This is a genomic window from Bradyrhizobium sp. CCBAU 11386, assembly GCF_028128955.1.
Classification (GTDB): Bacteria; Pseudomonadota; Alphaproteobacteria; order Rhizobiales; family Xanthobacteraceae; genus Bradyrhizobium.
Map to the genome: position 1 here is coordinate 300,631 of NZ_LBKA01000261.1, position 22,035 is coordinate 322,665.

Genomic DNA, 22,035 nt, shown 5'->3' on the forward strand with positions numbered 1-22,035 from the left:
CCTATTCCGGAAAATGGCTCACGATGACGTAGCCGACCGTGCCGATGAGGATCGTCACGAAGGAATAGCTGTACAGATCAATCGTCCAGGGCTGCACCAGCATGATGATGCCGCCTCCGATCAGGGTCATCGCGCCGGCCTCCCAAGGCCCGCGACGGAACCAGCGAGACACTCCGCCCTTGGCAACCGCAGGACCGCTCATTTGCGCACAGCTCCGAATGTGATGCCGCGCAACAGGTGTTTGCGCAACAACACGGTGAACAGGACGATCGGGACGACGAATAGTGTGGTCGCGGCAGCCACCGCCGGCCAATCCTGCCCGCCCTCGCCGATGATGAAGGGGATGAATGGCGGCATGGTCTGCGCTTCGCCGCTCGTCAGGAGAACCGCGAAGGCGTATTCGTTCCACGAGAAGATCAGGCAGAAGATCGCGGTTGCCGCAATTCCCGTGACAGCCTGCGGCAATACCACCTTGCGCAGGGCCTGGAGTCGCGTGTAGCCGTCGACGAGAGCGGCCTCCTCATACTCGCGCGGGATCTCGTCGATGAACCCCTTGAGCAGCCAGACCGCGAGCGAGACGTTCACGGCGGTGTAGAGCAGGATCATTCCGAGCCTGGTGTCGGTCAGATTGAGCTGGCGGTACATCAGATAGATCGGGATCGCGACCGCGACCGGCGGCATCATCCGCGTCGAGAGGATGAAGAACAGGAGGTCGTCAGCCAGGGGAATGCGAAAGCGCGAAAACGCGTAGGCCGCGAGCGTGCCCAGAAACACGGCCAGGAACGTCGAGCCGAACCCGATGATCAGCGAGTTCACGAAGCGCGGCACGACCTTCGACGGTCCGGCAATGACCATGTCCCGCTGGCGCACGAGCTTGTCGTACCACGTCTCCGGCGGCGGCAGCTTGGCGATGAAGTCCGGCGTCTGGCGGGTGCGCACGGTGAAAAGGTTCACATAGCCTTCGAGGGTCGGCTCGAAGAGCACCTTGGGCGGATAGGCGATGGCGTCGCTCTGCGACTTGAATGCGGTAGCGACGATCCAGAGTAGCGGCAGGATCGTGATCACGGCATAGAGAATGACGAGGCCACCGGCCACGGCCTTCGAACGCGGCGAGGCTTCGACGACGGAATGAGCGGTGGACTTGGCCAGGACGGATTTGGCGAGTACAGCGGTCATCGTTGCTTCACCTTGTTGAGCGCTTTGACGTAGATGTTGGCGGCACCGAACACGGTCACGAACAGGATGATGGCGAGCGCAGAGGAATAGCCGGTGCGCCATTTCTCGAATGCCGCGCGCTTCAGCGTGATCGACACGAGCTCGGTGGTCGATCCCGGGCCTCCCGACGTCAGGAGGTTGACCATGTCGAACATCTTGAAGTTCTCGATCGCGCGGAACAGCACGGCGAGCATCAGGAACGGCACCGTCATCGGCAGCGTGATCGACCAGAATTGCCGCCAGGGCGAGGCGCGATCGACTTCGGCCGCCTCATAGATGTAGTCGGGAATGGAGCGAAGCCCGGCGAGGCAGATCAGCATGACGTAAGGCGCCCACATCCAGGTGTCGACCAGCACGATGGTCCAGGGCGCGAGCGAGACCTGCCCGGTCATGCTGAACGAGCTCGGCGGCACCCCCGTGAACAGGCTGATCACGTAGTTGAACGGCCCGATCTGCGGCTGCAGCAGCAGCGTCCAGAAGTTGCCGACCACCGCCGGCGACAACATCATCGGCAGCAGGATGATCGTGGTCCAGAAGCTGTGACCGCGAAACTGGCGGTTGATCAACAGCGCCAGGCCATACCCGATGACCACCTGTAGTGCCACCGACCAGATCACGAATTGCGCGGTGGTCTGGAGCCGGAACCAGACGTCCTCGTCGGTGAGGATGTCGGTGAAATTGTCGAGCCCGACGAACCGCAGCGGCAGATAGGACATGCTGAGGTTGAGGCTGGTGAAGGACAGCCGGATCATCCATACCAGCGGAAAGATGTTGATCGCCAGCAACAGCGCGATCGTCGGCGCAACGAACAGCCACGCAATGGTGCGGTCCGACAGGCCGCGGACTCGCCGCGTGGCGCGAGATTTGGCGGGCTCGCTCATGCCGGCAATCGTAGCATCATCAGGTTGAAGGATCGTCGTCATCTGGTCCATCGGCTGGCTGGTTCGGTTTCCCCGGGATGCACCCCGGGGAAACCGGTTCAGTTGATGCGAGTGCCGTGTCTATTGCGACGCGACCTGCTTGCCCTGCTCCTTGAAGACCTTGGTCCAATCCTTGACCAGGAGATCGAGCGCCTGCTGCGCGGTGCCCTTGTCGGCGACGACGTAGTCGTGCACCCGCTTCTGCATGTCGAGTAGCAGTTGCGCGTAGGACGGCTCGGCCCAGAAGTCCTTCACGATTCCCATCGACTCCAGGAATTGCGGCGCGAACGCCGCGCTCTTCGGGAAGTCGGGCGCATCGACCACCGCCTTCAGGGCCGAGTAGCCGCCGAGCTGCCACCATTTTTGCTGCACAGAGGGCTGCGCGAACCATTTGATGTAGGCGAGCGCGTCGTCCTTGCGGTCGGAGGTCGCCACCACGGAGATGCCCTGTCCACCAAGCTGGGTGAAGTGCCCGTTCGCGCCGGCCGGATTGACGAAGAATCCGATCTTGTCACCGCCGACATTCGGATCCTTGTAGAGGCCGGGGAAGAAGGCGAACCAGTTCATCTGCATCGCCACCTGGCCGGACTTGAAGGCATCGAGCCCCTCCTGCATGTAGGCGTTGGTCATGCCCGGCGCGGTGCAGCACTTGTAGAGTTCCTTGTAGAACTCGAGCCCCTTGGCCGCGTCGGATGAATTGACGACGCCCTGCATCTGGTACGGCTTCTTTGGATTGTCGTAGCTGAAGCCGTAGTTATAGAGCACGTTGGTCACGCCCATGGTGATGCCCTCCGAGCCGCGCTCGGTGAAGATGTAGGCGCCATAGACTTTCTTGCCGTCGATCTCGCGGCCCTGGAAGAACTCCGCGATCTGCTTCAACTCATCGTAGGTTTTCGGCGGCGCCAGGTCGCGGCCGTACTTGGCCTTGAACGCGGACTGAATTTCAGGCCGGGAGAACCAATCCTTGCGGTAGGTCCAGCCCACAGCATCGGCCATGGCCGGCAACGCCCAATAGTTCGGCGAGTTCTTCGGCCACTGCGAATAGCCCACGACCGTCGCCGGGACGAAGTCGTCCATCGAAATCTTCTCCTTGTCGAAGAAATCGTTGAGCTTGACGTACCACTTGTTCTCGGCGGCTCCGCCGATCCACTGGCTGTCGCCGATGATCAGGTCGCAGAGCTTGCCGTGGGAATTGAGTTCGTTGAGGAAGCGATCGGCATAGCTCGTCCATGGGACGAACTCGTACTTCATCTCGATGCCGGATTGCTTGGTGAAGTCCTTGCCGAGCTCGACCAGCGCGTTGGCCGGATCCCATGCCGCCCAGCACAGTGTGAGCTGCTTGTTCTGTGCTGCGGCTTCGCTTGTACCAAGTGCCCCCAGCAGCACGACCCCGAGCACCGCGGTCGCCGCTGAGCTGCCTAGCCATTTAGATCTTCGCATATCCGTTTCCTCTCTCGTTGAAGCATCTGAACGCTCAGCGCGCGCCCCGCCGGAGCGGCGCCAAGACCCTGAAACCGAGTTTGAGGAGCGATGGGTAAGGAACGAGACAGGCCGTTTCCGGAAGCGGTCCGGAAGGGTTGGGCTCCTCCCACACATCTACTCGATGCGTGATGTTTAGTCGTTTATAATACTAAACGTATTACTAAACGCGCGAGATCGTCAAGCCGATTTCTGGAGGACACCGAAAAGATTCACGATCGCTGGAAAATATACCGCAATGCAACAGATCGCGCGCCATCCTTTGACCGGAGAGCAGAAGCTTAGCTCGACAAGTATGTTTACTATTTTTGTTTTACTGAACGTTTAAATGCGCTACGGCGAGCGAGAGCGGCGCGCCGTGCGAATTTGATTAAGACTGGCCCGCGAAAGAACCAAGGTGGGACGGCTGGACCGAGCAGTCGCCGGGAGCGAATGATCCTTGACCGAAAACGAACACTCGCCTCGACAGCGCGTGACCATCTTGCGAACGGAATCTTAGGCTGGCGTAGAAGCTCGAGGGCTTAGTAGCGGGGGCGCCTCGAACCCCGACACCAGCTTTCCTTACCCTTACGCTGAAACAGCAGCCCCTATCCACCGGCGACACCGGCTGGCTCGCCCGTCATACCAACAAACGAGATTGGCCTCTCGGTCGCTGGTGAATGCACTGCTCTCGTCGATTCGACCGCGTTGAGCCCCCGACGCCCACATCACGACGCAGACCTACCGCGCAGCTTTGCCATTGCTAGATTTTTCTTGATCTCCCGGTGCACACGTCGTGCACACGCCGCCTTCTAACCGATTGAAAAAGTTGCACTCTCGCTCCAATCCATTATGGGGAAGTTTGAGCTAAGTCCGGCAATTAACACCCGGCCTAGAGTTGGTTGACGACAACTTCGTCAAAGTCGCGATCCTCAAGGCGACGTTCGGTCTGCCTAACGCGTTCGGACGGAAGGAATCGATTATCCCCATTGGTGCGAGCTCGACCACGACCGATCGGCATGTGGCGGCATCGCGCCTTTGTTCTCGCGGACCGGATCGTTGCGCTTTCGGATCGCGTGGCGCTTCAAGACCGCAGCGCCCACCCATAAAGGTACATGTCGAAGCAGATTGCCGTCACGCCGCGACTTCGATCGGTGGCCGCGCGCCGGTCATGAAGGCGACCGCATCCGACATCGTATAGGCCTTGGGATCGATCACTGTGAGCCGCCGACCGAGCCGATGGATATGGATGCGATCGGCGATCTCGAACACGTGCGGCATGTTGTGGCTGATGAGGACGACCGAAACACCTCGCCGTCGCACATCGAGGATCAGTTCCAGCACCCGGCGTGATTCCTTGACCCCGAGCGCCGCGGTCGGTTCGTCCATGATGACGACGCGCGAGCCGAATGCCGCGGCCCTTGCCACCGCCACGCCCTGGCGTTGACCGCCCGACAAGGTCTCGACGCGCTGGTTGATGCTCTGCACGGTCATGAGGCCAAGCTCGGTGAGCTTCTCGCGCGCGATGCGCTGCATGGCCTTGCGATCGAGCATGCGGCAGATCGTGCCGAGCGGACCCGACCGGCGCAATTCGCGGCCGAGAAACATGTTGTCGGCGATCGACAAGCTCGGAGACAGTGCAAGCGTTTGATAGACCGTCTCGATGCCGGCCGCCTGAGCGTCGAGCGGCGAGCGGAACGCGACTGGCATGCCGGCCAGCTTGATCTCGCCGGCGTCAGGAACGAGTGCGCCCGAGAGCGCGCGGATCAGCGATGATTTTCCGGCGCCATTATCTCCGATCACGGCCAGGATTTCACCCGGATAGAGATCGAAGTCGGCGTGATCGAGCGCCGTCACGCGGCCATAGCGCTTGTTCAAGCCGCGCGCCTGAAGGAGCGGTGTTACCCCGGGAACGTTCGGTCCTGCGCTCATGCCGACACCTTGCGAATCCATTGATCGAGGGCCACCGCGATGATGATCAGCCAGCCGACAGCGAATTCCTGCCAGAGCACGTCGACATCGGACAGCGCCAGCCCATTACGAAATACCCCGACGATGAGGGCGCCGATCAGCGTGCCGACAATCGAACCACGCCCGCCGAACAGGCTGGCACCACCGACGACCACCGCCGTGATGCTGTCCAAATTGGCCGTCTGGCCGGCCTGCGGGCTGATCGAACCAATGCGCCCGATCAACGCCCACGCACCGAGCGCGCAAATCACGCCGGCGATCACATAGACGCTGAAGAGGATGCGGTCGGTTCGGATGCCGGCAAGCCGCGCCGCATCGGGATCGTCGCCCACCGCATAGAGATGGCGCCCGAAGGCTGTACGATTCAGCACGAACCAGATCAATGCCACGAGTCCGAGCATGAAGAAGGAGCCGTAGGTGAAACGGGCGCCAAGGATGTTCACCGACGTTCCCAGTGCCTGGAGCAACGGGGCGATTTTCGCGACCTCCTGCGAACGGATGGTCTCGGACGCCGAATACCAAAGGTTGAGAGCGAAAAAGATCGACCACGTCCCAAGCGTTACGATGAACGGCGGCAGCTTGAGCCGGGTCACGAGTGCACCGTTGAGCACGCCGCAGCCGGCGCCTGCGGCGACACCGACAACGAACGCGATCGGAGCCGGCAGTCCCATCGTGACCGCGAGCTTGCCCATGATAACGGAGCACAGCACCATGATGGCCCCAACCGACAAATCAATGCCGGCGGTGATCACGATCAACGTCTGCGCCGCCCCGATCACGCCGATGATCGTGACCTGCTGGATGATCAGCGACAGGTTGAACATCGACAGAAAACGCGAGCCGACGGTGAAGCCGAACGCCGCAACGCTGAGCAGGAGCACAATTGCCGGCACGGCCGTCGGATTGGCGTGCAGGAAGTGCTGAAGCTTCTGCAGCGGCGATCTTGCACGGACTTCGAATTCGGCCACGCGGCTCTCGCCCTTGTCGAGCACAAGCTCGAAGGCCTGGGCAGCGGGGCGGCTACTGCCGATATCAGTCATGGCCGTTTTCCTCGTTGCATGTGGTGACCTGCCAATCTCGGGCGAGCTTCGCCGGCGTTATCTGGCGCCCGGATCGCGGGCGCCAGTCCTTGCCATCGGCTACAAGTCAAGAGCGGGATCAGCCCCAGCACTTCTTCAAGGCGGCGGCGCTGTCGATCGACGGCATCTCGCCGGCCGGCTTGTCGGTAACGAGTTCGACACCGGTGTTGACGAAGTCCAGGCCCGGCGAGGCCTTCGGCTTGCCGCCGCCAGAAGCGAAGGCCTTCACTGCTTCAACACCTTTCGCCGCCATCAGCAGCGGGAACTGCATGGAGGTGGCGCCGATGACGCCGTCCTTCACGTTGCGCACGCCGGGGCAACCGCCGTCGACGGAAACGATCAGCACGTCCTTGTCGCGCCCGACCGAGCGCAGGGCCTCATAGGCTCCCGCCGCCGCAGGCTCGTTGATGGTGTAGACGAGCGAGATGCCGGGATCCTTCTGGAGCAAATTCTCCATCGCCTTGCGGCCGCCCTCCTCGCTGCCGAGCGTCACATCATGACCGACGATGCGCGCATCCTTCTCGTCGCCGATCTTGGCGGGGTTGCCGAGGTCAATGCCAAAGCCTTTCAGAAAGCCCTGGTCGCGGGCGACATCGACCGAGATCTGGTTCACGTTGAGGTCGAGCAGCGCAATCTTCGCCGATGCCGCCTTGGCCCCCAGCGTCTTGGCGGCCCATTGGCCGATCAATTGACCGGCCAGGAAATTGTCCGTTGCAAACGTCGCATCCGCCGCACTCGCCGGATCGAGCGGGGTATCAAGGGCAATGACCAAAATGCCGGCGGCCCGCGCCTTCTCGACAGCCGGAACGATGGCGCGGGAGTCGTTCGGTGTGATCAGGATGCCTTTGGCACCGGCGGCGATCAGGTTCTCAATGGCCGCCACCTGGCTCTCGTTATCGCCGTCGACCTTTCCGGCAAACGAGCGCAACTCGACATCATTCGTCTTCGCTGCCTCGTCGGCGCCGGCCTTCATCTTCACGAAGAACGGATTGGTGTTGGTCTTGGTGATGAGACCCACAATCGGTCTGTCGGCAGCGAAACTGCTGGTGGTGCCCAGAGCAAGCGCGAACGCTGTGAATAGTCCAAGTGAATGACGCATCTATTCCCTCCCCGTCGGACGTTTTTGTTGGCCTGTGCGGTTTCGACCGCGTGTAGCTGCCGATCCTAAAGAACTGCAAACGGCCTTGTCAATAAATAAATCATCCCGATTTATTAATTGACACTCGCTCTCGACTGCGTCCATTGTAGCGTCCTGACTGCCCGGGAATGGGCCAATAGAACTGTCGCGACGACAGATTCCCGGAGTTCGGTGGAGCCGAGGATGGAAGAAACAGCACCGCTTGCGGGCGCTACGGTGGCTTTGCCCGGCGACAGCCGCGGCACCACCCAGACCGGCGTGAGACTGTACAACGAGCGCCTGATCCTTTCCCTTATTCGGCGCCATCGCAGTCTCGGCAAGGTCGAGATCGCACGCCTCACCGGCCTTTCGACTCAAACCACGACCGTGATCATCAATCGGCTGGAAGCCGACGGGCTGCTACTTGCGGGCGAACCGCAGCGAGGCCGCATCGGCCAACCCTCCGTCCCCTATTCGCTCAATCCGGACGGCGCTTTCGGTCTCGGGCTCATGATCGGCCGGCGCAGTTCCGATCTGGTGTTGATGGACTTCACCGCCGGCATCCGCGCCAGGCGACGCATGATCTATTCCTTCCCTGCGCCCGAAGAGATCATGGCATTTGCGGAACGCGAGATGCCGGGTCTTGTCGCCGAATTGCCTGAAGCTCAGCATCGCAGGATCAGCGGCATTGGCGTCGCAATGCCATTTGAGTTGTGGAACTGGGAAGCCGATCTGCAGACACCACCCGGCGCGCTCGACAAGTGGCGTGACTTCAACGTTGCCGCTGAACTGTCGCGCCGCTTCGCCCCTTGGCCGGTCCGCGTCTGCAACGACGCGACTTCGGCATGTGCGGCCGAACTCACCTTCGCTGCCGGCGCGGCGTACCGGGATTTCGCCTACTTCTACATCGGCGCCTTCATCGGCGGCGGCATTGTTCTGAATGGCAGCCTGTTCCCGGGTCGCAGCGGCAATGCCGGCGCGCTCGGGTCCATGCCGATCATGCGACGGGAGGAAAACGGTGAGACAAGCCTTCAGCAGTTGATCCGCACCGCCTCCATCTATCAGTTGGAGCGCCGAGTGATCGCAGCCGGTCAACGCGGCACCGACATCTGGCTCTCACCCGATGATTGGTCGAGTTTTGCGGATCCGCTCGAAGCGTGGATTACTGCAGCAGCGGAGGCCCTGGCGCAGGCAGTCGCTGCATTACTCGCCGTGATCGACTTTGAAGCCGTCGTCATCGACGGGGCCTTTCCGGTCGAGGTGCGCCGCCGTCTCGTCGAGCGCACAAACGAACATTGGGCCCGCATGGACCGACAGGGCCTCACCGACGCTGCGGTGGTGGAAGGCTCAATCGGGCGTGATGCACGCGCAATCGGCGGCGCGGCCTTGCCGTTGCTCGCGGCGTTCGCTCGCGATTACGACGTCCTCTTCAAGGATTGAGCATGGTCAACGACATGGCTCTCCGCTTCGAGCGCAGCAACGTGCCTGGCGCGGATCCCGTTTCCCGCAAGTGCCGAACCGCCCAGAGGCTTATCGTGATGAACCAGGGTGACGCATCGTGATTCTTGTCTGTGGCGAAGCCCTGATCGATCTGTTTGTGAAGGTGCCCGGCGGGCCGGAGATGTCGACCCATGCCGTTGCCGGTGGGTCTCCATTCAATGTCGCTGTTGGCCTTGCTCGCCTCGGTGTTCGAACGGCCTTCCTGAGTGGCATCTCGCGCGATCATTTCGGCGCGTTCCTAGCGGACCGCCTCGCTCGCGAAGGTGTGGATGGTCGTTTTCTTGTGCGCAGCGATCGGCCCTCGCCTATTTCGATCGTGGCGACCGCCGATGACGGCCAGCCGAACTACACTTTCCATGGCGAAGGTGCAGCAGATCGCTCGCTCCCGCTCGCTCATCTGCCCAGCGCGTTGCCCGCCGACATCCAGGCTTTGACCTTCGGCTCCTATTCCATGGCCGTCGAGCCGGTCGGCACCACGTTTGCCGCGCTCGCCCAACGCGAACACGGGCGTCGCGTCATCAGCGTTGATCCGAACGTCCGTTCGACCGTCGTCGGCGATATGAAAAGCTGGGTGGTCGCCACGGAACGCTTCTACCGGACGGCTACAATGATCAAGGCGAGTGACGAGGACGTTCGCCTTGCGTGGGGTGGTCGTTTCTCAATTGCCGATGCGGCCGCCTACTGGCAAAAGTGCGGCGCGCGGCTGGTAGTGGTGACCGAGGGAGCGAAGGGGGCAACCGCCTTTTCCGCCACTGGAAGCGTATCGGTCCCCGGTCGCTCAGTGGTCGTGCGCGACACCGTGGGCGCCGGCGACACATTCCACGCCGCGCTGCTTGCGCAGCTTGCCAAAACCGAGCGGCTCCATCCCGACGCCATCGCGGCGCTCGACCAGGCGGCAATCCGCGAATTGCTCACTTACGGGATGGCCGCCGCCGCCATCACGGTTTCACGCGATGGCGCCGACCTGCCGACCACCGCCGATATCGATGGGAGCACGCAGCCATGCTTGACAGAGTGACGGACGCAATGCGGCACATCGGCAGGGATCGAATTGAGCAAGGCTCCGGTCTGACCAGCCGCGTCATCCCGGTGGCTCCCTTCGTCCTGACGGTTTTCGGCGCGACGGGCGATCTCGCGCGTCGCAAGCTGTTGCCGGCACTTTTTCGGCGCGATTTTGCGGGCCAGCTGCCGGATGAAGCGGCCATTCTCGGCGTCGCGCGCGGCGCAATGTCGCGGGATGATTTCCTCGCTCTGATGCGCGCGTCAATCGTGAAACATGTGCCCGCATCGGAAACGACGGGACCCGAACTCGATCGCTTCCTTGCCCGCATCTCCTACATGGCTGCCGATGCAGAAGGCGAGAACGGTTGGACCGAACTCGCAGCCGCCCTGTCGGCCTACGCCGACCGCGTTCAGGTCCATTATCTGGCGACGGCCCCGCATCTATTCGGACCGATCTGCGAAAGGCTCGGGCACTACGGTCTTTCAAAAGGTGATTCCCGCATCGTTATCGAGAAGCCGATCGGCAAGGATCTCGAAACCGCAATCCGGCTCAATCAGACCGTCGGCATGATTTTTCCGGAGGAACGCGTCTACCGGATCGATCACTATCTCGGTAAGGAGACGGTGCAGAATTTGATGGCGCTACGGTTCGCCAACGCATTGTTCGAACCGCTGTGGAATGCCGCCCACATCGACCATGTGCAGATTACGGTCGCCGAATCCATCGGCGTAGAGGAACGTGGCACGTACTACGACAAGTCCGGCGCCCTGCGCGACATGGTTCAGAATCACCTTCTGCAACTGCTCTGTCTGGTGGCGATGGAGCCACCACATTCGCTCGAAGCCGACGCCGTACGCGACGAGAAGCTCAAGATCCTGAAATCGCTCGAGCGCATCGATGAGACAAACGCGGCATTCCTGACCGTGCCTGGTCAATACCGCGCCGGCGCATGCAGCGGCATTGCGGTCCCGGGCTATGTGGAAGAGATCGACAACCGCCAGAGCTCGACCGAAACCTTCGTCGCGCTCAAGGCCGCCGTTGCGAACTGGCGCTGGACCGGCGTCCCCTTTTACCTGCGCACAGGAAAGCGATTGCAGCAGCGCAGTTCCGAGATCGTCGTGACATTCAGGAAAGTTCCGCATTCGATCTTCAATTCGGATTGCGGAAAGGCTTTGCAGACGCGGCTCGTGATCCGCCTGCAGCCGGACGAGGGAATCAAGCTCTGGCTGATGATCAAGGAGCCTGGATCGGGCGGCATGCGGTTGCAGTATGTCCCCCTCGACATGAGCTTTGCGGAAGCATTCGACGTCTCGGTGCCCGACGCTTACGAGCGGCTCTTGATGGATGTTGTCCGCGGAAATGCCACCTTGTTCATGCGACGGGACGAAGTGGAAGCGGCATGGCGCTGGATCGATCCGATCCGTCAGGCATGGAGCCAGACGAATGATCTCCCGCGTCCCTACGTCGCCGGCAGCTGGGGCCCCTCCGCTGCCGTCGCACTGATCGAACGCGACGGCCGGACATGGATGGAGGACGGTCCGTGACCACGGAGCAGCGCATCGCCGATGCTCCGTCCGCAAACAGGAGGCTTGTATGACCATCGAAGCAAGGATCAATGCGCGGGTCGCCGAAGTAACTGATCGCATCGCTCGACGCAGTCACGACAGCCGAGCACGCTATCTCGACCGCATTGCGAACGCGGCGAGCACGCCAGTGCGACGGCGACTGGGATGCGCCAACCAGGCTCACGCCTTCGCGGCATGCGGCGGCCGCGACAAGCAGCTGATGCAGGACGGCCGCGTCCCCAGCCTCGGAATTGTCACCGCCTACAACGACATGCTCTCGGCCCACCAGCCCTACGAGCGTTTCCCTGAACTCATCCGCCAGAGCGCGCGCGCAGCCGGTGGTGTTGCCCAGGTCGCGGGTGGCGTTCCGGCGATGTGCGACGGCATCACGCAAGGCGAAGCTGGAATGGAGCTCTCGCTGTTCTCGCGCGAGGTCATCGCCTTGTCCACCGCGGTCGCGCTGTCGCATCAGACCTTCGACGCCGCGGTGTTTCTCGGCATATGCGACAAGATCGTGCCAGGTCTCGTCATCGGCGCGCTCTCGTTCGGGCATTTGCCTGCGGTCTTCATGCCATCCGGCCCGATGACTTCGGGCCTTGCCAACGACGCGAAAGCGAAAATCCGGCAGGCTTACGCGGAAGGAAAGCTCGGTCGCGAGGCTTTGTTGGAAGCGGAGGCGAAGGCCTACCATGGCGCGGGGACCTGTACCTTTTACGGGACCGCCAATACCAACCAGATGCTGATGGAGATCATGGGCCTGCAGCTTCCGGGCGCATCATTCGTGAACCCGAACACACCTTTGCGCGATGCGCTGACCGTCGCGGCGACCGAGCGAGCATTGGACATCACCTCGCTCGGCAATCAATACATCCCGATTGGCCGCGTGCTCGACGAGCGCGCATTCGTCAACGGCATAGTGGGCCTGCACGCCACCGGTGGCTCGACCAATCTGACGCTGCATCTGGTTGCCATGGCCGCGGCGGCCGGCGTCACCCTGACCTGGGACGACTTCGCCGACCTCGCGCAGGTGACGCCGCTGATCGCGCGGATCTATCCCAACGGCTCAGCAGACGTGAACCATTTTCATGCCGCCGGCGGAATGAGCTTCTTGATCCGCGAATTGCTTGCTGCGGGGCTCCTGCACCGCGACGTCCTGACTGTTTGCGGCGACGGGCTCGATGCGTACTTGCAGGAGCCGCTGCTCGATGCCGAGGGCAAGCTGACCTGGCGCGACGGACCGGCTGAAACCGGCGATTCTGCCGTGCTTCGCGGCACTGCAGACCCGTTCCAAACGGCCGGCGGCCTTCAGGTCCTGACGGGCAATCTCGGGCGCGCGGTCGTCAAGACATCTGCGGTCGTACCGCAGCGCCATGTGATCGAAGCGCCGGCTCGCGTCTTCCATTCCCAGGAGGACCTACAACGCACCTTCGCCGCGGGTGAGCTCGCGGGTGATGTGGTCGCGGTGGTACGCTTCCAGGGTCCGAAGGCGAACGGCATGCCGGAGCTGCACAAGCTGATGCCGCTACTTGGCGTGCTTCAGGATCGCGGGTTCAAAGTCGCGCTTGTCACAGATGGGCGGCTTTCGGGCGCCTCCGGTAAGGTTCCCGCGGCCATTCACGTCACTCCTGAAGCAGCTGACGGCGGTGGGATTGCACGAATTCGCGATGGCGACGTCATTCGGCTTGACGCCGTCACCGGTCGGCTTGACGTGCTCGTCGACCCGAGCGAGTGGGCCGCGCGAGCCTGCGCGCAAGCCGATCTCTCCACGGCCCATGTAGGGATTGGCCGCGAACTCTTCGGCTTCTTCCGCGAACGCGTCAGTTGCGCAGATAGCGGCGCAAGCGTTTTTGCGGGGTAAATGCAAAGAGCGGTGAGCGTGGCGCGTCGGCAGTTACGTCATCCGAACCCAGGCACCTTTGCTTGTCGCGGACTTCACAGCAGCATCGATGAACTTCACGCCTGCTAGGCCATCCTCAACAGATGGGAAGATCACCTCAGGATCTGGCTTTTCGTCGGCCTCCGCCGCGTGGATGGCGCGCGCTGCTTCAGCGTAGATGGTCGCGAAACCTTCAAGGTAAAGGGGACACGGGTGCTTCGGTCGACCGTAGGGCGTGAACCAGAGCTGGTTCGGATTCTCCTGTGCCCATTCGAGGCCACCTTTGCCGCCGTAGACGCGCAACGTTAGGCCGTTCTCATTGCCGACGGCGACCTGACTCTACCACAGCATGCCCTTGGCGCCGCCTTTCCACCGGAGGAGGATCTGGACATCGTCATCGAGGCGCCGCCCCTCGACGAAAGTCGACCGTTGTGCGAGCAATTCGTCGAACTCGAGCCCTGTGACGAAGCAGGCGAGATTGTAGGCGTGGGTGCCGATGTCGCCGATGCACCCGCCGGCGCCGGACCGGACCGGACCGGATCCGTGCGCCACGCCGCCTGTTTGTGGCTGCTTGCCTCCAATCGCTCGGTCAGCCAATCCTGGAGATATTCAGCCTGGACCATATGGACGCCGGTGCCGCGACGTCGGATAGTCCAATCAATCCAAGAAGCTCTGATCGCGTCAAGGGAGGCTGCATGCTGAAATCGATCGACCCTCTTCTCAATGCAGATGTACTCTATGCCCTGCGGTCCATGGGGCACGGCGACGATCTCGTCCTCTGCGACACCAATTTCCCCGCCGACTCCGTGGCCCGCCAGACCGTCCTGGGCCGGCTGTTGCGCATCGACAATGTCAGCGCCGGACGCGCCGCGCGCGCGATCATGTCGGTGCTGCCGCTCGACAGTTTTGTCGACAAGCCGGCGTCACGCATGGAGATCGTCGGCCAGCCCGGCGAAATTCCCGAGGTGCAGCGCGAAGTGCAGGCCGCAATCGATGCAGCGGAAGGACGCTCGTTTCCTATGGAATCGGTCGAGCGATTTGCCTTCTATGAACTCGCAAAGAAATCCTATTGCGTGATTCAGACCGGCGAACGGCGCTTCTACGGCTGTTTTATCTTCAAGAAGGGCGTCATTCCGCCCGACGCCTGAGTGAGCGCCGGCGCTGCGCGACACGTCCGACAAAATTATGACACCCGGACGATGTCGCTGTCCGGGACTGGTCGATTCACGCTTGCCGAGATCGAACGCTGCACGTCGTCTCGCCTGATGATCCATTTTGCAGCGCGGCATCATCGACCGCTGTCTTCGTCGTTCACGTCGGCATCGTACACGGCTTCAAGCTTGCTTTCGTTGACTTTGGAATGCGCCGTTGCATACTCGACGCGGCTTGTGTGACCCCATCACGACGACACCGAAGTCCGCGAGCGCAACGGCCTCGATGTGCTCCGGCGCTTCAGACTTCACATCAAGAAAGTCAAAAGGGAGGGTATCGCGGTGAAACAGCAAGATCATGATCGGCATACCGCAATGCAGCCGAACCGGCGCACTGTGCTGAAAGGTGCGGCAAGCGCCGCAGCGTTGGGCACGAGCGGCGCGCTCGGCACGTTCTCGGAGCTCGCGCTTGCGCAAGCCAATCTGCGCGCGCAGATCACCCAAATCCCGGGCGTCGGCAAAGGTGCGCCGACGGATGCCGACTGGCAGAAAGTCGGTGAGCTCTGCCTCGGCCCGACCAAGGCGAGCATCAAGGAAGGCGAGTTCAAGGGCGTTGAGCTCTCCTTCATGGGGCTCAACAATCAGAACCTGCACAACCTCCTCTTCCGCGGCTTCCTCAAGCCATGGGAGGCCTATACGGGTGCAAAAATCTCCTGGATCGATCTCGCGCAGGCGGACTACAACCCGCGCTTGCAGCAGGCGATCGCGACCGGCACGGTCGACTTCGACATTCTGGAGATGGGCGCGCCGTTCGAGGGCGACGTCTGTGGCAAGGGACTGGCCTCGGAGATGCCGGACTGGGTCAAGAAGCAGATCGATGTTGACGATTATGTCGATTACCTGAAGCCGCCGGTCGGAACCTGGAACGGCAAGACTTATCGCGTCACCATCGACGGCGACTGCCACAACTTCAACTACCGCACCGACGTCTTCTCCGACGCAGCCCTCGCCAAGGCCTGGAAAGATGCGGGCAATTCGACCGAATGGGGCGTGCCAAAGACCTGGCAGCAGGTGCAGGCAGTGACGAAATTCCTAAAGGGCAAGAAGATCAAGAACCAAAACGCGTTCGGCTATCTCGACGCGCCAAAGCCCTGGGGCGGGTTCGGCTTCTATTTCCTCGGCAGCCGCGCCTCGGCCTATGCCAAGCATCCCGACGACAAGGCCTGGCTGTTCGACATCGACACGATGAAGCCGCGCATTAACAATCCGGCCTGGGTCCGCGCCATCCAGGACGTGATCGACGCGCTGCCGTTCGAGCCGGCCGACCAGCTCAACGCCGATCCGAACACGACCGGCTTCCAGCAATTCCTAGCCGGCATCGGCTCGATGATCCCCTGGTGGGGCGACATCGGCCAGGTCGCGAAGGCGAGCGACACCTCCGTCATCGGTGATGTTGTCGGCTTCGACATCCTGCCGGGCTCGGACGATGTCTACAATTCCAAGACCGGGCAATGGGACAAGCTTGCGAGCGGTCCGAACCATGCGCCGAACTGCGCCTATCTCGGCTGGGGCGTCTATGTGATGGCCCGCGTTAATGGCGACGAGAAGAAGCACAAGGCGGCGTGGAGCGCGGCCGCGCATCTCGGCGGCAAGGACCTGTCGCTCTGGATGGTGATGTATCCTTCGGGCTTCCAGGCTCACCGCACCAGCCACTTCCAGTACGACGAATGGGTGGCGGCGGGCTACGACCGCAAATACATCACCTCCTACCTGAACTCGCAGCTCGCCTCCTACAATCATCCAAACCGCGCCGTGGAGCCGCGCATCCCCGGCATCTTCCAGTACTACAGCATCGCGGAAGACGAGCTCACCAAGATCTTCGCCGGCAAGGTTGACGCGCAGACAGGCGCGAACAACATCGCCGCCGCCTGGGAGAAACTGACCGACCAGATCGGTCGCGAGCGGCAGATCGGGCTCTACAAGGCCTCTCTCGGCGTGTAGCGGCGCTTGCGCGAAGCCATCCAGCCTCGGCTGGCGCCTCCGGCGCCAGCCGAAAACTTGCCCGGCGACAGAACCGGCACAGAATGCGGCTCATCTCGATGCAGAATTCCGTACCCGTGAGCGACGACCTGCACCACCAGCCAGCGACTAAGCGCGCACCCGGCAGCAGGAAGGTCGCCGGCCGCGCGCTTGTCCTGGCGGCGTCGCTCGGCTTCCTGCTTGTCCTCCTCATTCAGGTCTTGCACACGACCGGCATGATGACCGCCGGATTTTCCGATTGGCGACCGATCCTCATCGCCTATCTCGTCTGGGCCGTTGCATTTGGCGTCGGACAAGTTCTGACCCGTGGCGAGCGTGGCCAGCGCGCGCTGTTCCTGCTGCCGGCGGTGTTCTTCACCGTCGCCGTCGTGATCTTCCCGACGGTCTTCGGGATCTATATCGCCTCGCTCGACTGGAATCTGAGCTCGATCGAAGGCCCGCGCTTCAGCGGCTTCGACAATGTCAGGGGCATGCTGAACGACACCTATTACTGGAATGCGCTCGGCAACATGGTCTTTTACGCCGTCGCGGTGCTCGGCGAATACGCGATCGCGTTCGGGCTGGCGCTCCTGCTCAGCGCCGAAATCCGGGCGCGAAAATTCTTCCGCGTGGTCTTCCTGCTGCCCATGATGCTCAGCCCTGTCGCGGTGAGCTGGATGATCGGCAAGTCGCTTTTAGAGTATCGTTTCGGACCTGCGGCGACGCTGGCGCGCTATCTCGGATGGGAAAATCCAGCGTTCTTCGCCTCGCCGTGGATGGCGCGCTTCAGTATCCAGGCGATGGACGCATGGGTGTCGATCCCCTTCATCATGATCATCCTGCTCGCAGGCCTCCAGGCGATGCCGAAGGAGGTGCAGGAGGCGGCTAAAGTCGACGGCGCGAATGGCTGGCAATCATTCTGGCACGTCACATTCCCGATCATGCTACCGGTCAGCATCACCGTCCTGATCATCCGCATCATTTTCAAGCTCAAGCTCGCCGATATCGTGATCAACGTCACCGCGGGAGGCCCGGGAGGGGCAACCGACACGGTGTCGAGCTTCATCTACCGCGTCTACCGCGACCGCTCGAATGTCGGATACGGCACCGCGCTCGCTATGGTTTACCTGCTTATGATCATCGTGATCCTGACCGTCCTGCAGCGCCTGTCCAAGCGCTGGACGCAGAAGGTCGTCTAGGGGGCGGGAAGTCACTTCCAAACGGAGTTGCTCAATTTGGCGCGATCGATCCTGGCATCAAAGCCCATCCGGAGGCATCCGGCGCCCCCCAGAGCAAAGCGGATGCTGAGCCGCATGCTGGTCTACGCTGCACTCCTGTTCTGGACGTTCATCTGCCTGTTCCCAATCTATTGGACCGTCACGACGTCGTTCAAATCGGCAGTCGATGTGACGCAAGCCCACCTGGTTCCCTGGGTCGATTTTCAGCCGGACTGGAAGGGATGGCGCTCGCTCGGCCTGTCGCCAGATACACTATTCGGGACCTCGACGGCCCGCTCCGAATTCGTGAATCGCTTCGTCAACAGCATCATCACGTCGGTCGGTGCATCCCTGCTTGCACTGATCCTCGGATCTCTGGCGGCCTACGGCCTGAGCCGCTTCCGCTACAAGTTCGCCTGGATGCGCAACGATGACATCCTGTTCTTCTTCATGTCCCAGTTGATCCTGCCGCCGGTCGTGCTTGCGCTGCCGTTCCTCGTCCTCTACAAGGCATTGGCCCTACTCGACACGCGACTTGGCCTTGTCTTGCTCTACACGCTGACCGTGCTGCCAATCGTCATCTGGATCATGCGCGATCAGTTCAATGCGATTCCGATCGAGCTCGACGAAGCTGCCTTCGTGGACGGCCTGTCGATCTGGGGCGCCTTCCTGCGGATCATTCTGCCGCTCGCTGTTCCCGGAATGATCGCCGCATTCATCCTCTCGCTGGTGCTGTGCTGGAACGAATATTTCTTCGCGGCGCTGTTGACGAGCACCGACGCGAAGACACTCCCCGTTATGGTGGCGAGCCAGACTGGCTCGCAGGGCATCAATTGGTGGTCGATGGCGGCGCTGTCTACGGCGGCGATCGCACCGCTCGTCCTGGTCGGCATTTTCCTCGAGCGCTACATCGTCAGCGGCTTGACTACGGGAGCCGGAAAGTAGCCGGAGGCCAAGTCAGGGCCTAATCGCGTTGCGAACTCGATCGGGGCGATAAGAACGGCTGGGTGCTACAGGAACGCGGTTACCGCGCAGGAAGTCGCAGAAGATCGTAGTTTGGCGGACATTCTTGGTTTTGGTACCGAAGGAACGCCACTGACCCACGCTATAAAGTCTGTTCGTTCTAAGTTGGATCAGCTGAGTTCCGCGAATGTGTGCCGTACACCGGAGAAGGGGCCCACCGGCCCCCGCCGTCATCCCTTCCCTCCGAATTCTGGTCGAGCGCCGCCAACTGAAGGCGGCCCCCTTGCTCCAAAACGCCAGCTCACACTGACTGTGACGAGATTTTTCTTGATCTCCCGGTGCACACGTCGTGCACACGTTACTTTCTAAGCGGTTGAAAACTTTGAACTCTCAGTCCAATCCATCATGGGGAAGTTTGAACTAGGTCCAGCCAACAAAAGCTAGCTCGGGACATGAACCGCAGCATGCGGGCTTTGTCGGCCTCGGCATGCTCATGGCCCGCCAAACGGCTTTGGTCTCTCCAGCGGGACGAAAGCGCTCAGATGGGCTGGGTATGTCGACGCGCCGCCGCCTATGGTCGTGCCGGTGGTGATGCTCAAGTAGACGTCCTTCACCCCCTTGGGCGTTTCCAACAGGATCCAGTTCTTGCTCACATCTCCTATGCCGATAGTCGTAAAGCGCATCGACTTGCCGAACTGCGAACAGGAGATTGGCTTTTCAGTCGTAAACGAATTCCAGGGGCCATGCAGGGTACCCGATCTACCGCCGGTCTTCGGAAGGCTTAAGCCAAAGCCCAGGCCGACCGCCGCATAGACGTAGGTGCACTTCAGATTGTTTTCCGTGTCCCATATGGAGAACAAGGCGCTGGCAAACGCAATCCCGGCTCCAGCCCTGCCCTTCACGATGCGCTTGATGGCCGCTCTCGCGGCGAACGAGATCGAACCGTCGACCTCAAGCAGCATGGCTATCTTGAAATTTCGACTGACTTTTGGCTTCGGCGGAACGGGTCGCGGCAAGTCTGGCTTTATGATCGGTTCGAAATAGACCTTCGGCAGCACCCAAAGGACCACTGATCTATCGTTGTCTTCGTCCAGCCTGTGATTTGCCGTCTGCGTATTGCCGATGGCGTGCGTCTGCATTTGCTCCGGGTGGATGCCCATCCCGGACAGAGACCGCGCGACCGTAATCACGCGGTTGGCCGACGTCGTCATATTCCAATCGGCCGCACCGATCCGGCTCGCGGAGCCCGTCATCCAGATCTGACCGGCATCGTCCTCGAGTAGGGGGGCCACTTTGCTCTTCAGAAATTCGGAATGCTCTTTCTTCAAGCCCCGAAACTGGTAGCCGGCAAAGTCATCGAAATCGAAATTCCAGAGCCGCGCGTGCAGAACCCCCACTCCTGAAAAATCCAGATCGACGTCAACCCTGCCCGGACCAGTTTTGTGAAACATGTCTCTTCGACCTGCAGTAAACAGATAGCTACTCGTCGGCGATCGGCCGGACGGCGCAGGACCGCCTTGTTTTTAGTGCGGGCAAGAGAAGAGAAGTTCATGAAATCGGCAGCTACAACGAAGGTTGTGATCTTCTTCCCAATTCGATCTGGCGCCGAAGCAGTGTGCGCTGTGCAACGCGACATCATTGTCGCGATCGGAGCAGCGACGACCTAGGAGGGGTCGCGGTTGGAGGACAGGCCGTGGAACTCGTACAGCACGACGACTTCGCGGAATTTCCCTAGACTTGGAAGCCCCTACCCAACCGCTGTCAAAACGGCAGCGCATCTAGATAGTACTTTTGCCGGCTTGCTCTGCGTCTGCCTGATCCCCATCAAAAACAGAGCGAAACGGTAGGCGTCGTCCAGCAACCGCAGCGCAATATCGCGGAAGCACTTGGTGTGCTCGTTGGTGATTTGGGGTCATTGCGTGTCAATTGCGGATGGCTTTGCAAAGCAGGCGAAGTGGTCACCAGTTCCGTGATCGCAATCATGGACTCTCGCGCTAAACGTCTGAACTGGAGCGACGAGGTTCTCGCGAACAGGAACCTGGCGTCGTTTCCTCGATCTACTCTCACTAAGGCTGTCGCTGCCATGCGCGAAACGCAGTCATTCAATTGCTTTTCGATTTCCGACAAGGGGCTCGCCAAGGGCTCCGCCTACGAGGCCTGGGGAGACGGAACTTGCCGTAAGTCCGCCCGCCTCGACGTCGGGCCGGGAGCACACGACTACGTCGATTGCCACAATGCAATCGTTTGGCTGAATTCAGTGGAGATCGCCTCGCGCAGAGGACGTTCGGACCGTTTCGCGCGGACGCGCGATCTGCAGGACGACGGAGGCGACGACTTCTGCGGTCGGCCGACGACTTATCCGCCAAATCGCTTGACCAGCTTTGAGCCCTTGGCTGCATCTATCTGCTGGCCAGTCAAGTCGGAGCCGGCGCTCAATCCTATCGTCATGAGGTTCTTGACGCGCTGCGCCGCCTGCTTCTCATTGGAATAATCGATCTCGACGTGATCAAGGCTCATCAGATGACCAAGCTCGTGAGCCCAGGCGCGTCCATTGGCGTGGTCATTGCCATACCACTGGACGAAGCTTGCCGGCTCGGGTTCGCTATTGGGGTATGAGCTTCCGCCGGCGGACAGATTTTCAATCGAATTGACGAGGTAGATGTGGACGGCATTGTCCGGATCGTGCCGGGAGGTAAGAACACCCAGCAATCGCTGATCATTGCTGCGTGCGCTCTTTGCCATGTCGAGCGGCTTCTCCATCAAGCAATCGCTGATCACGAACGCGATCTTGGCCTTTGACCAGATCGTATTGACCACGTCGAGCGCCTTCTTGGCCGTGTCGCTGCTCCATTGCCTGGGCTCAACGACCCCTCTCTCGGCAAATGGCGTGATGTAAATCCTCAAGGGAATAGGCATTAGTTTCTCTGAAGTTCGGAATTTGCGATTGTATCTCCGCGCGCTGTCCTCCGCAATTCGGAGGA

18 protein-coding genes and 1 pseudogene are annotated in these 22,035 nt (G+C 61.3%); 8 read left to right on the forward strand and 11 right to left on the reverse strand.

What is annotated here, in order from left to right:
• Nucleotide 1: 1 nt before the first annotated feature.
• The 7 genes from XI09_RS45055 to XI09_RS45085 form a co-directional block, all read right to left on the reverse strand.
• A complete protein-coding gene (locus XI09_RS45055; RefSeq protein ID WP_271572703.1) occupies nt 2-202 on the reverse strand; it encodes a hypothetical protein in 201 nt (66 codons plus the stop codon).
• A complete protein-coding gene (locus XI09_RS45060) occupies nt 199-1,176 on the reverse strand; it encodes a carbohydrate ABC transporter permease (protein ID WP_271572704.1) in 978 nt (325 codons plus the stop codon). The genes XI09_RS45055 and XI09_RS45060 overlap by 4 nt, the downstream gene beginning before the upstream one ends.
• Complete coding sequence (locus XI09_RS45065) at nt 1,173-2,096, reverse strand: carbohydrate ABC transporter permease (RefSeq protein WP_271555587.1); 924 nt, start codon at nt 2,094-2,096, stop codon at nt 1,173-1,175. Before XI09_RS45065 ends, XI09_RS45060 begins: the two co-directional genes overlap by 4 nt.
• Before the next feature lie 120 nt (nt 2,097-2,216).
• On the reverse strand, nt 2,217-3,575 hold the full coding sequence (locus XI09_RS45070) for an ABC transporter substrate-binding protein (protein WP_271572705.1): 1,359 nt from the start codon (nt 3,573-3,575) through the stop codon (nt 2,217-2,219).
• A gap of 1,152 nt (nt 3,576-4,727) precedes the next feature.
• On the reverse strand, nt 4,728-5,546 hold the full coding sequence (locus XI09_RS45075; protein ID WP_442869666.1) for an ATP-binding cassette domain-containing protein: 819 nt from the start codon (nt 5,544-5,546) through the stop codon (nt 4,728-4,730).
• A complete protein-coding gene (locus tag XI09_RS45080; protein ID WP_271572707.1) occupies nt 5,522-6,604 on the reverse strand; it encodes an ABC transporter permease in 1,083 nt (360 codons plus the stop codon). Before XI09_RS45080 ends, XI09_RS45075 begins: the two co-directional genes overlap by 25 nt.
• A 118-nt stretch (nt 6,605-6,722) precedes the next feature.
• Entirely contained in the window at nt 6,723-7,742 is a 1,020-nt protein-coding gene (locus tag XI09_RS45085; RefSeq protein ID WP_271572708.1) for a sugar ABC transporter substrate-binding protein, read from the reverse strand.
• Nucleotides 7,743-7,964: 222 nt separating this feature from the next.
• Here XI09_RS45085 and XI09_RS45090 point away from each other — a divergent pair, with 222 nt between their 5' ends.
• From XI09_RS45090 to edd, 4 genes are all read left to right on the forward strand, one after another.
• Entirely contained in the window at nt 7,965-9,200 is a 1,236-nt protein-coding gene (locus XI09_RS45090) for an ROK family transcriptional regulator (protein WP_271572709.1), read from the forward strand.
• A gap of 118 nt (nt 9,201-9,318) precedes the next feature.
• Nucleotides 9,319-10,278, forward strand: a complete 960-nt coding sequence (locus XI09_RS45095; RefSeq protein WP_271572710.1) for a carbohydrate kinase family protein — start codon at nt 9,319-9,321, stop codon at nt 10,276-10,278.
• Nucleotides 10,279-10,328: 50 nt separating this feature from the next.
• A complete protein-coding gene (gene zwf / locus XI09_RS45100) occupies nt 10,329-11,807 on the forward strand; it encodes a glucose-6-phosphate dehydrogenase (protein WP_271572814.1) in 1,479 nt (492 codons plus the stop codon).
• A gap of 49 nt (nt 11,808-11,856) precedes the next feature.
• A complete protein-coding gene (gene edd / locus XI09_RS45105) occupies nt 11,857-13,686 on the forward strand; it encodes a phosphogluconate dehydratase (protein ID WP_271572711.1) in 1,830 nt (609 codons plus the stop codon).
• 33 nt (nt 13,687-13,719) lie between these two features.
• Here edd and XI09_RS45110 read toward each other — a convergent pair.
• Nucleotides 13,720-14,333 (reverse strand): annotated as a pseudogene (locus tag XI09_RS45110) (Gfo/Idh/MocA family protein); the annotation flags it as partial.
• A gap of 66 nt (nt 14,334-14,399) precedes the next feature.
• Here XI09_RS45110 and XI09_RS45115 point away from each other — a divergent pair.
• Entirely contained in the window at nt 14,400-14,852 is a 453-nt protein-coding gene (locus tag XI09_RS45115) for an RbsD/FucU family protein (RefSeq protein WP_271572712.1), read from the forward strand.
• Between the two features lie 186 nt (nt 14,853-15,038).
• Here the strand turns inward: XI09_RS45115 and XI09_RS45120 are convergent, their stop codons facing one another.
• Nucleotides 15,039-15,224, reverse strand: a complete 186-nt coding sequence (locus XI09_RS45120; protein WP_271572713.1) for a hypothetical protein — start codon at nt 15,222-15,224, stop codon at nt 15,039-15,041.
• Nucleotides 15,225-15,230: 6 nt separating this feature from the next.
• Between XI09_RS45120 and XI09_RS45125 the strand changes: the two genes are divergently transcribed.
• The 3 genes from XI09_RS45125 (at nt 15,231) to XI09_RS45135 (ending at nt 19,036) form a co-directional block, all read left to right on the forward strand.
• Nucleotides 15,231-16,856 carry an extracellular solute-binding protein gene (locus XI09_RS45125; protein WP_271572714.1) on the forward strand — a complete coding sequence of 542 codons (1,626 nt, stop codon included), beginning with the start codon at nt 15,231-15,233 and terminating at the stop codon, nt 16,854-16,856.
• Nucleotides 16,857-16,954: 98 nt separating this feature from the next.
• On the forward strand, nt 16,955-18,073 hold the full coding sequence (locus XI09_RS45130; RefSeq protein ID WP_271572715.1) for a carbohydrate ABC transporter permease: 1,119 nt from the start codon (nt 16,955-16,957) through the stop codon (nt 18,071-18,073).
• Between the two features lie 102 nt (nt 18,074-18,175).
• The gene (locus XI09_RS45135) at nt 18,176-19,036 is read left to right on the forward strand and encodes a carbohydrate ABC transporter permease (protein ID WP_271572716.1); all 861 of its coding nucleotides are present in this window, start codon (nt 18,176-18,178) and stop codon (nt 19,034-19,036) included.
• A gap of 509 nt (nt 19,037-19,545) precedes the next feature.
• Here the strand turns inward: XI09_RS45135 and XI09_RS45140 are convergent.
• Both XI09_RS45140 and XI09_RS45145 read right to left on the reverse strand, forming a co-directional pair.
• Entirely contained in the window at nt 19,546-20,505 is a 960-nt protein-coding gene (locus tag XI09_RS45140) for a hypothetical protein (RefSeq protein ID WP_271572717.1), read from the reverse strand.
• Between the two features lie 904 nt (nt 20,506-21,409).
• Nucleotides 21,410-21,970, reverse strand: coding sequence for a hypothetical protein (locus XI09_RS45145; protein ID WP_271572718.1), 561 nt, complete (start codon nt 21,968-21,970; stop codon nt 21,410-21,412).
• Nucleotides 21,971-22,035: the final 65 nt, after the last annotated feature.

Bases quoted from the DNA above. Each gene is read 5' to 3' on its own strand.
- XI09_RS45135 (WP_271572716.1), top strand. From the start codon at position 18,176: ATGCTGAGCCGCATGCTGGTCTACGCTGCACTCCTGTTCTGGACGTTC.
- XI09_RS45125 (WP_271572714.1), top strand. From the start codon at position 15,231: ATGCAGCCGAACCGGCGCACTGTGCTGAAAGGTGCGGCAAGCGCCGCA.
- edd (WP_271572711.1), top strand. From the start codon at position 11,857: ATGACCATCGAAGCAAGGATCAATGCGCGGGTCGCCGAAGTAACTGAT.
- XI09_RS45065 (WP_271555587.1), bottom strand. From the start codon at position 2,096: ATGAGCGAGCCCGCCAAATCTCGCGCCACGCGGCGAGTCCGCGGCCTG.
- XI09_RS45075 (WP_442869666.1), bottom strand. From the start codon at position 5,546: ATGGATTCGCAAGGTGTCGGCATGAGCGCAGGACCGAACGTTCCCGGG.
- XI09_RS45120 (WP_271572713.1), bottom strand. From the start codon at position 15,224: ATGCCGATCATGATCTTGCTGTTTCACCGCGATACCCTCCCTTTTGAC.
- XI09_RS45085 (WP_271572708.1), bottom strand. From the start codon at position 7,742: ATGCGTCATTCACTTGGACTATTCACAGCGTTCGCGCTTGCTCTGGGC.
- XI09_RS45070 (WP_271572705.1), bottom strand. From the start codon at position 3,575: ATGCGAAGATCTAAATGGCTAGGCAGCTCAGCGGCGACCGCGGTGCTC.
- XI09_RS45130 (WP_271572715.1), top strand. From the start codon at position 16,955: ATGCAGAATTCCGTACCCGTGAGCGACGACCTGCACCACCAGCCAGCG.
- XI09_RS45090 (WP_271572709.1), top strand. From the start codon at position 7,965: ATGGAAGAAACAGCACCGCTTGCGGGCGCTACGGTGGCTTTGCCCGGC.
- XI09_RS45115 (WP_271572712.1), top strand. From the start codon at position 14,400: ATGCTGAAATCGATCGACCCTCTTCTCAATGCAGATGTACTCTATGCC.
- XI09_RS45055 (WP_271572703.1), bottom strand. From the start codon at position 202: ATGAGCGGTCCTGCGGTTGCCAAGGGCGGAGTGTCTCGCTGGTTCCGT.
- XI09_RS45060 (WP_271572704.1), bottom strand. From the start codon at position 1,176: ATGACCGCTGTACTCGCCAAATCCGTCCTGGCCAAGTCCACCGCTCAT.
- XI09_RS45140 (WP_271572717.1), bottom strand. From the start codon at position 20,505: ATGTTTCACAAAACTGGTCCGGGCAGGGTTGACGTCGATCTGGATTTT.
- XI09_RS45080 (WP_271572707.1), bottom strand. From the start codon at position 6,604: ATGACTGATATCGGCAGTAGCCGCCCCGCTGCCCAGGCCTTCGAGCTT.
- XI09_RS45145 (WP_271572718.1), bottom strand. From the start codon at position 21,970: ATGCCTATTCCCTTGAGGATTTACATCACGCCATTTGCCGAGAGAGGG.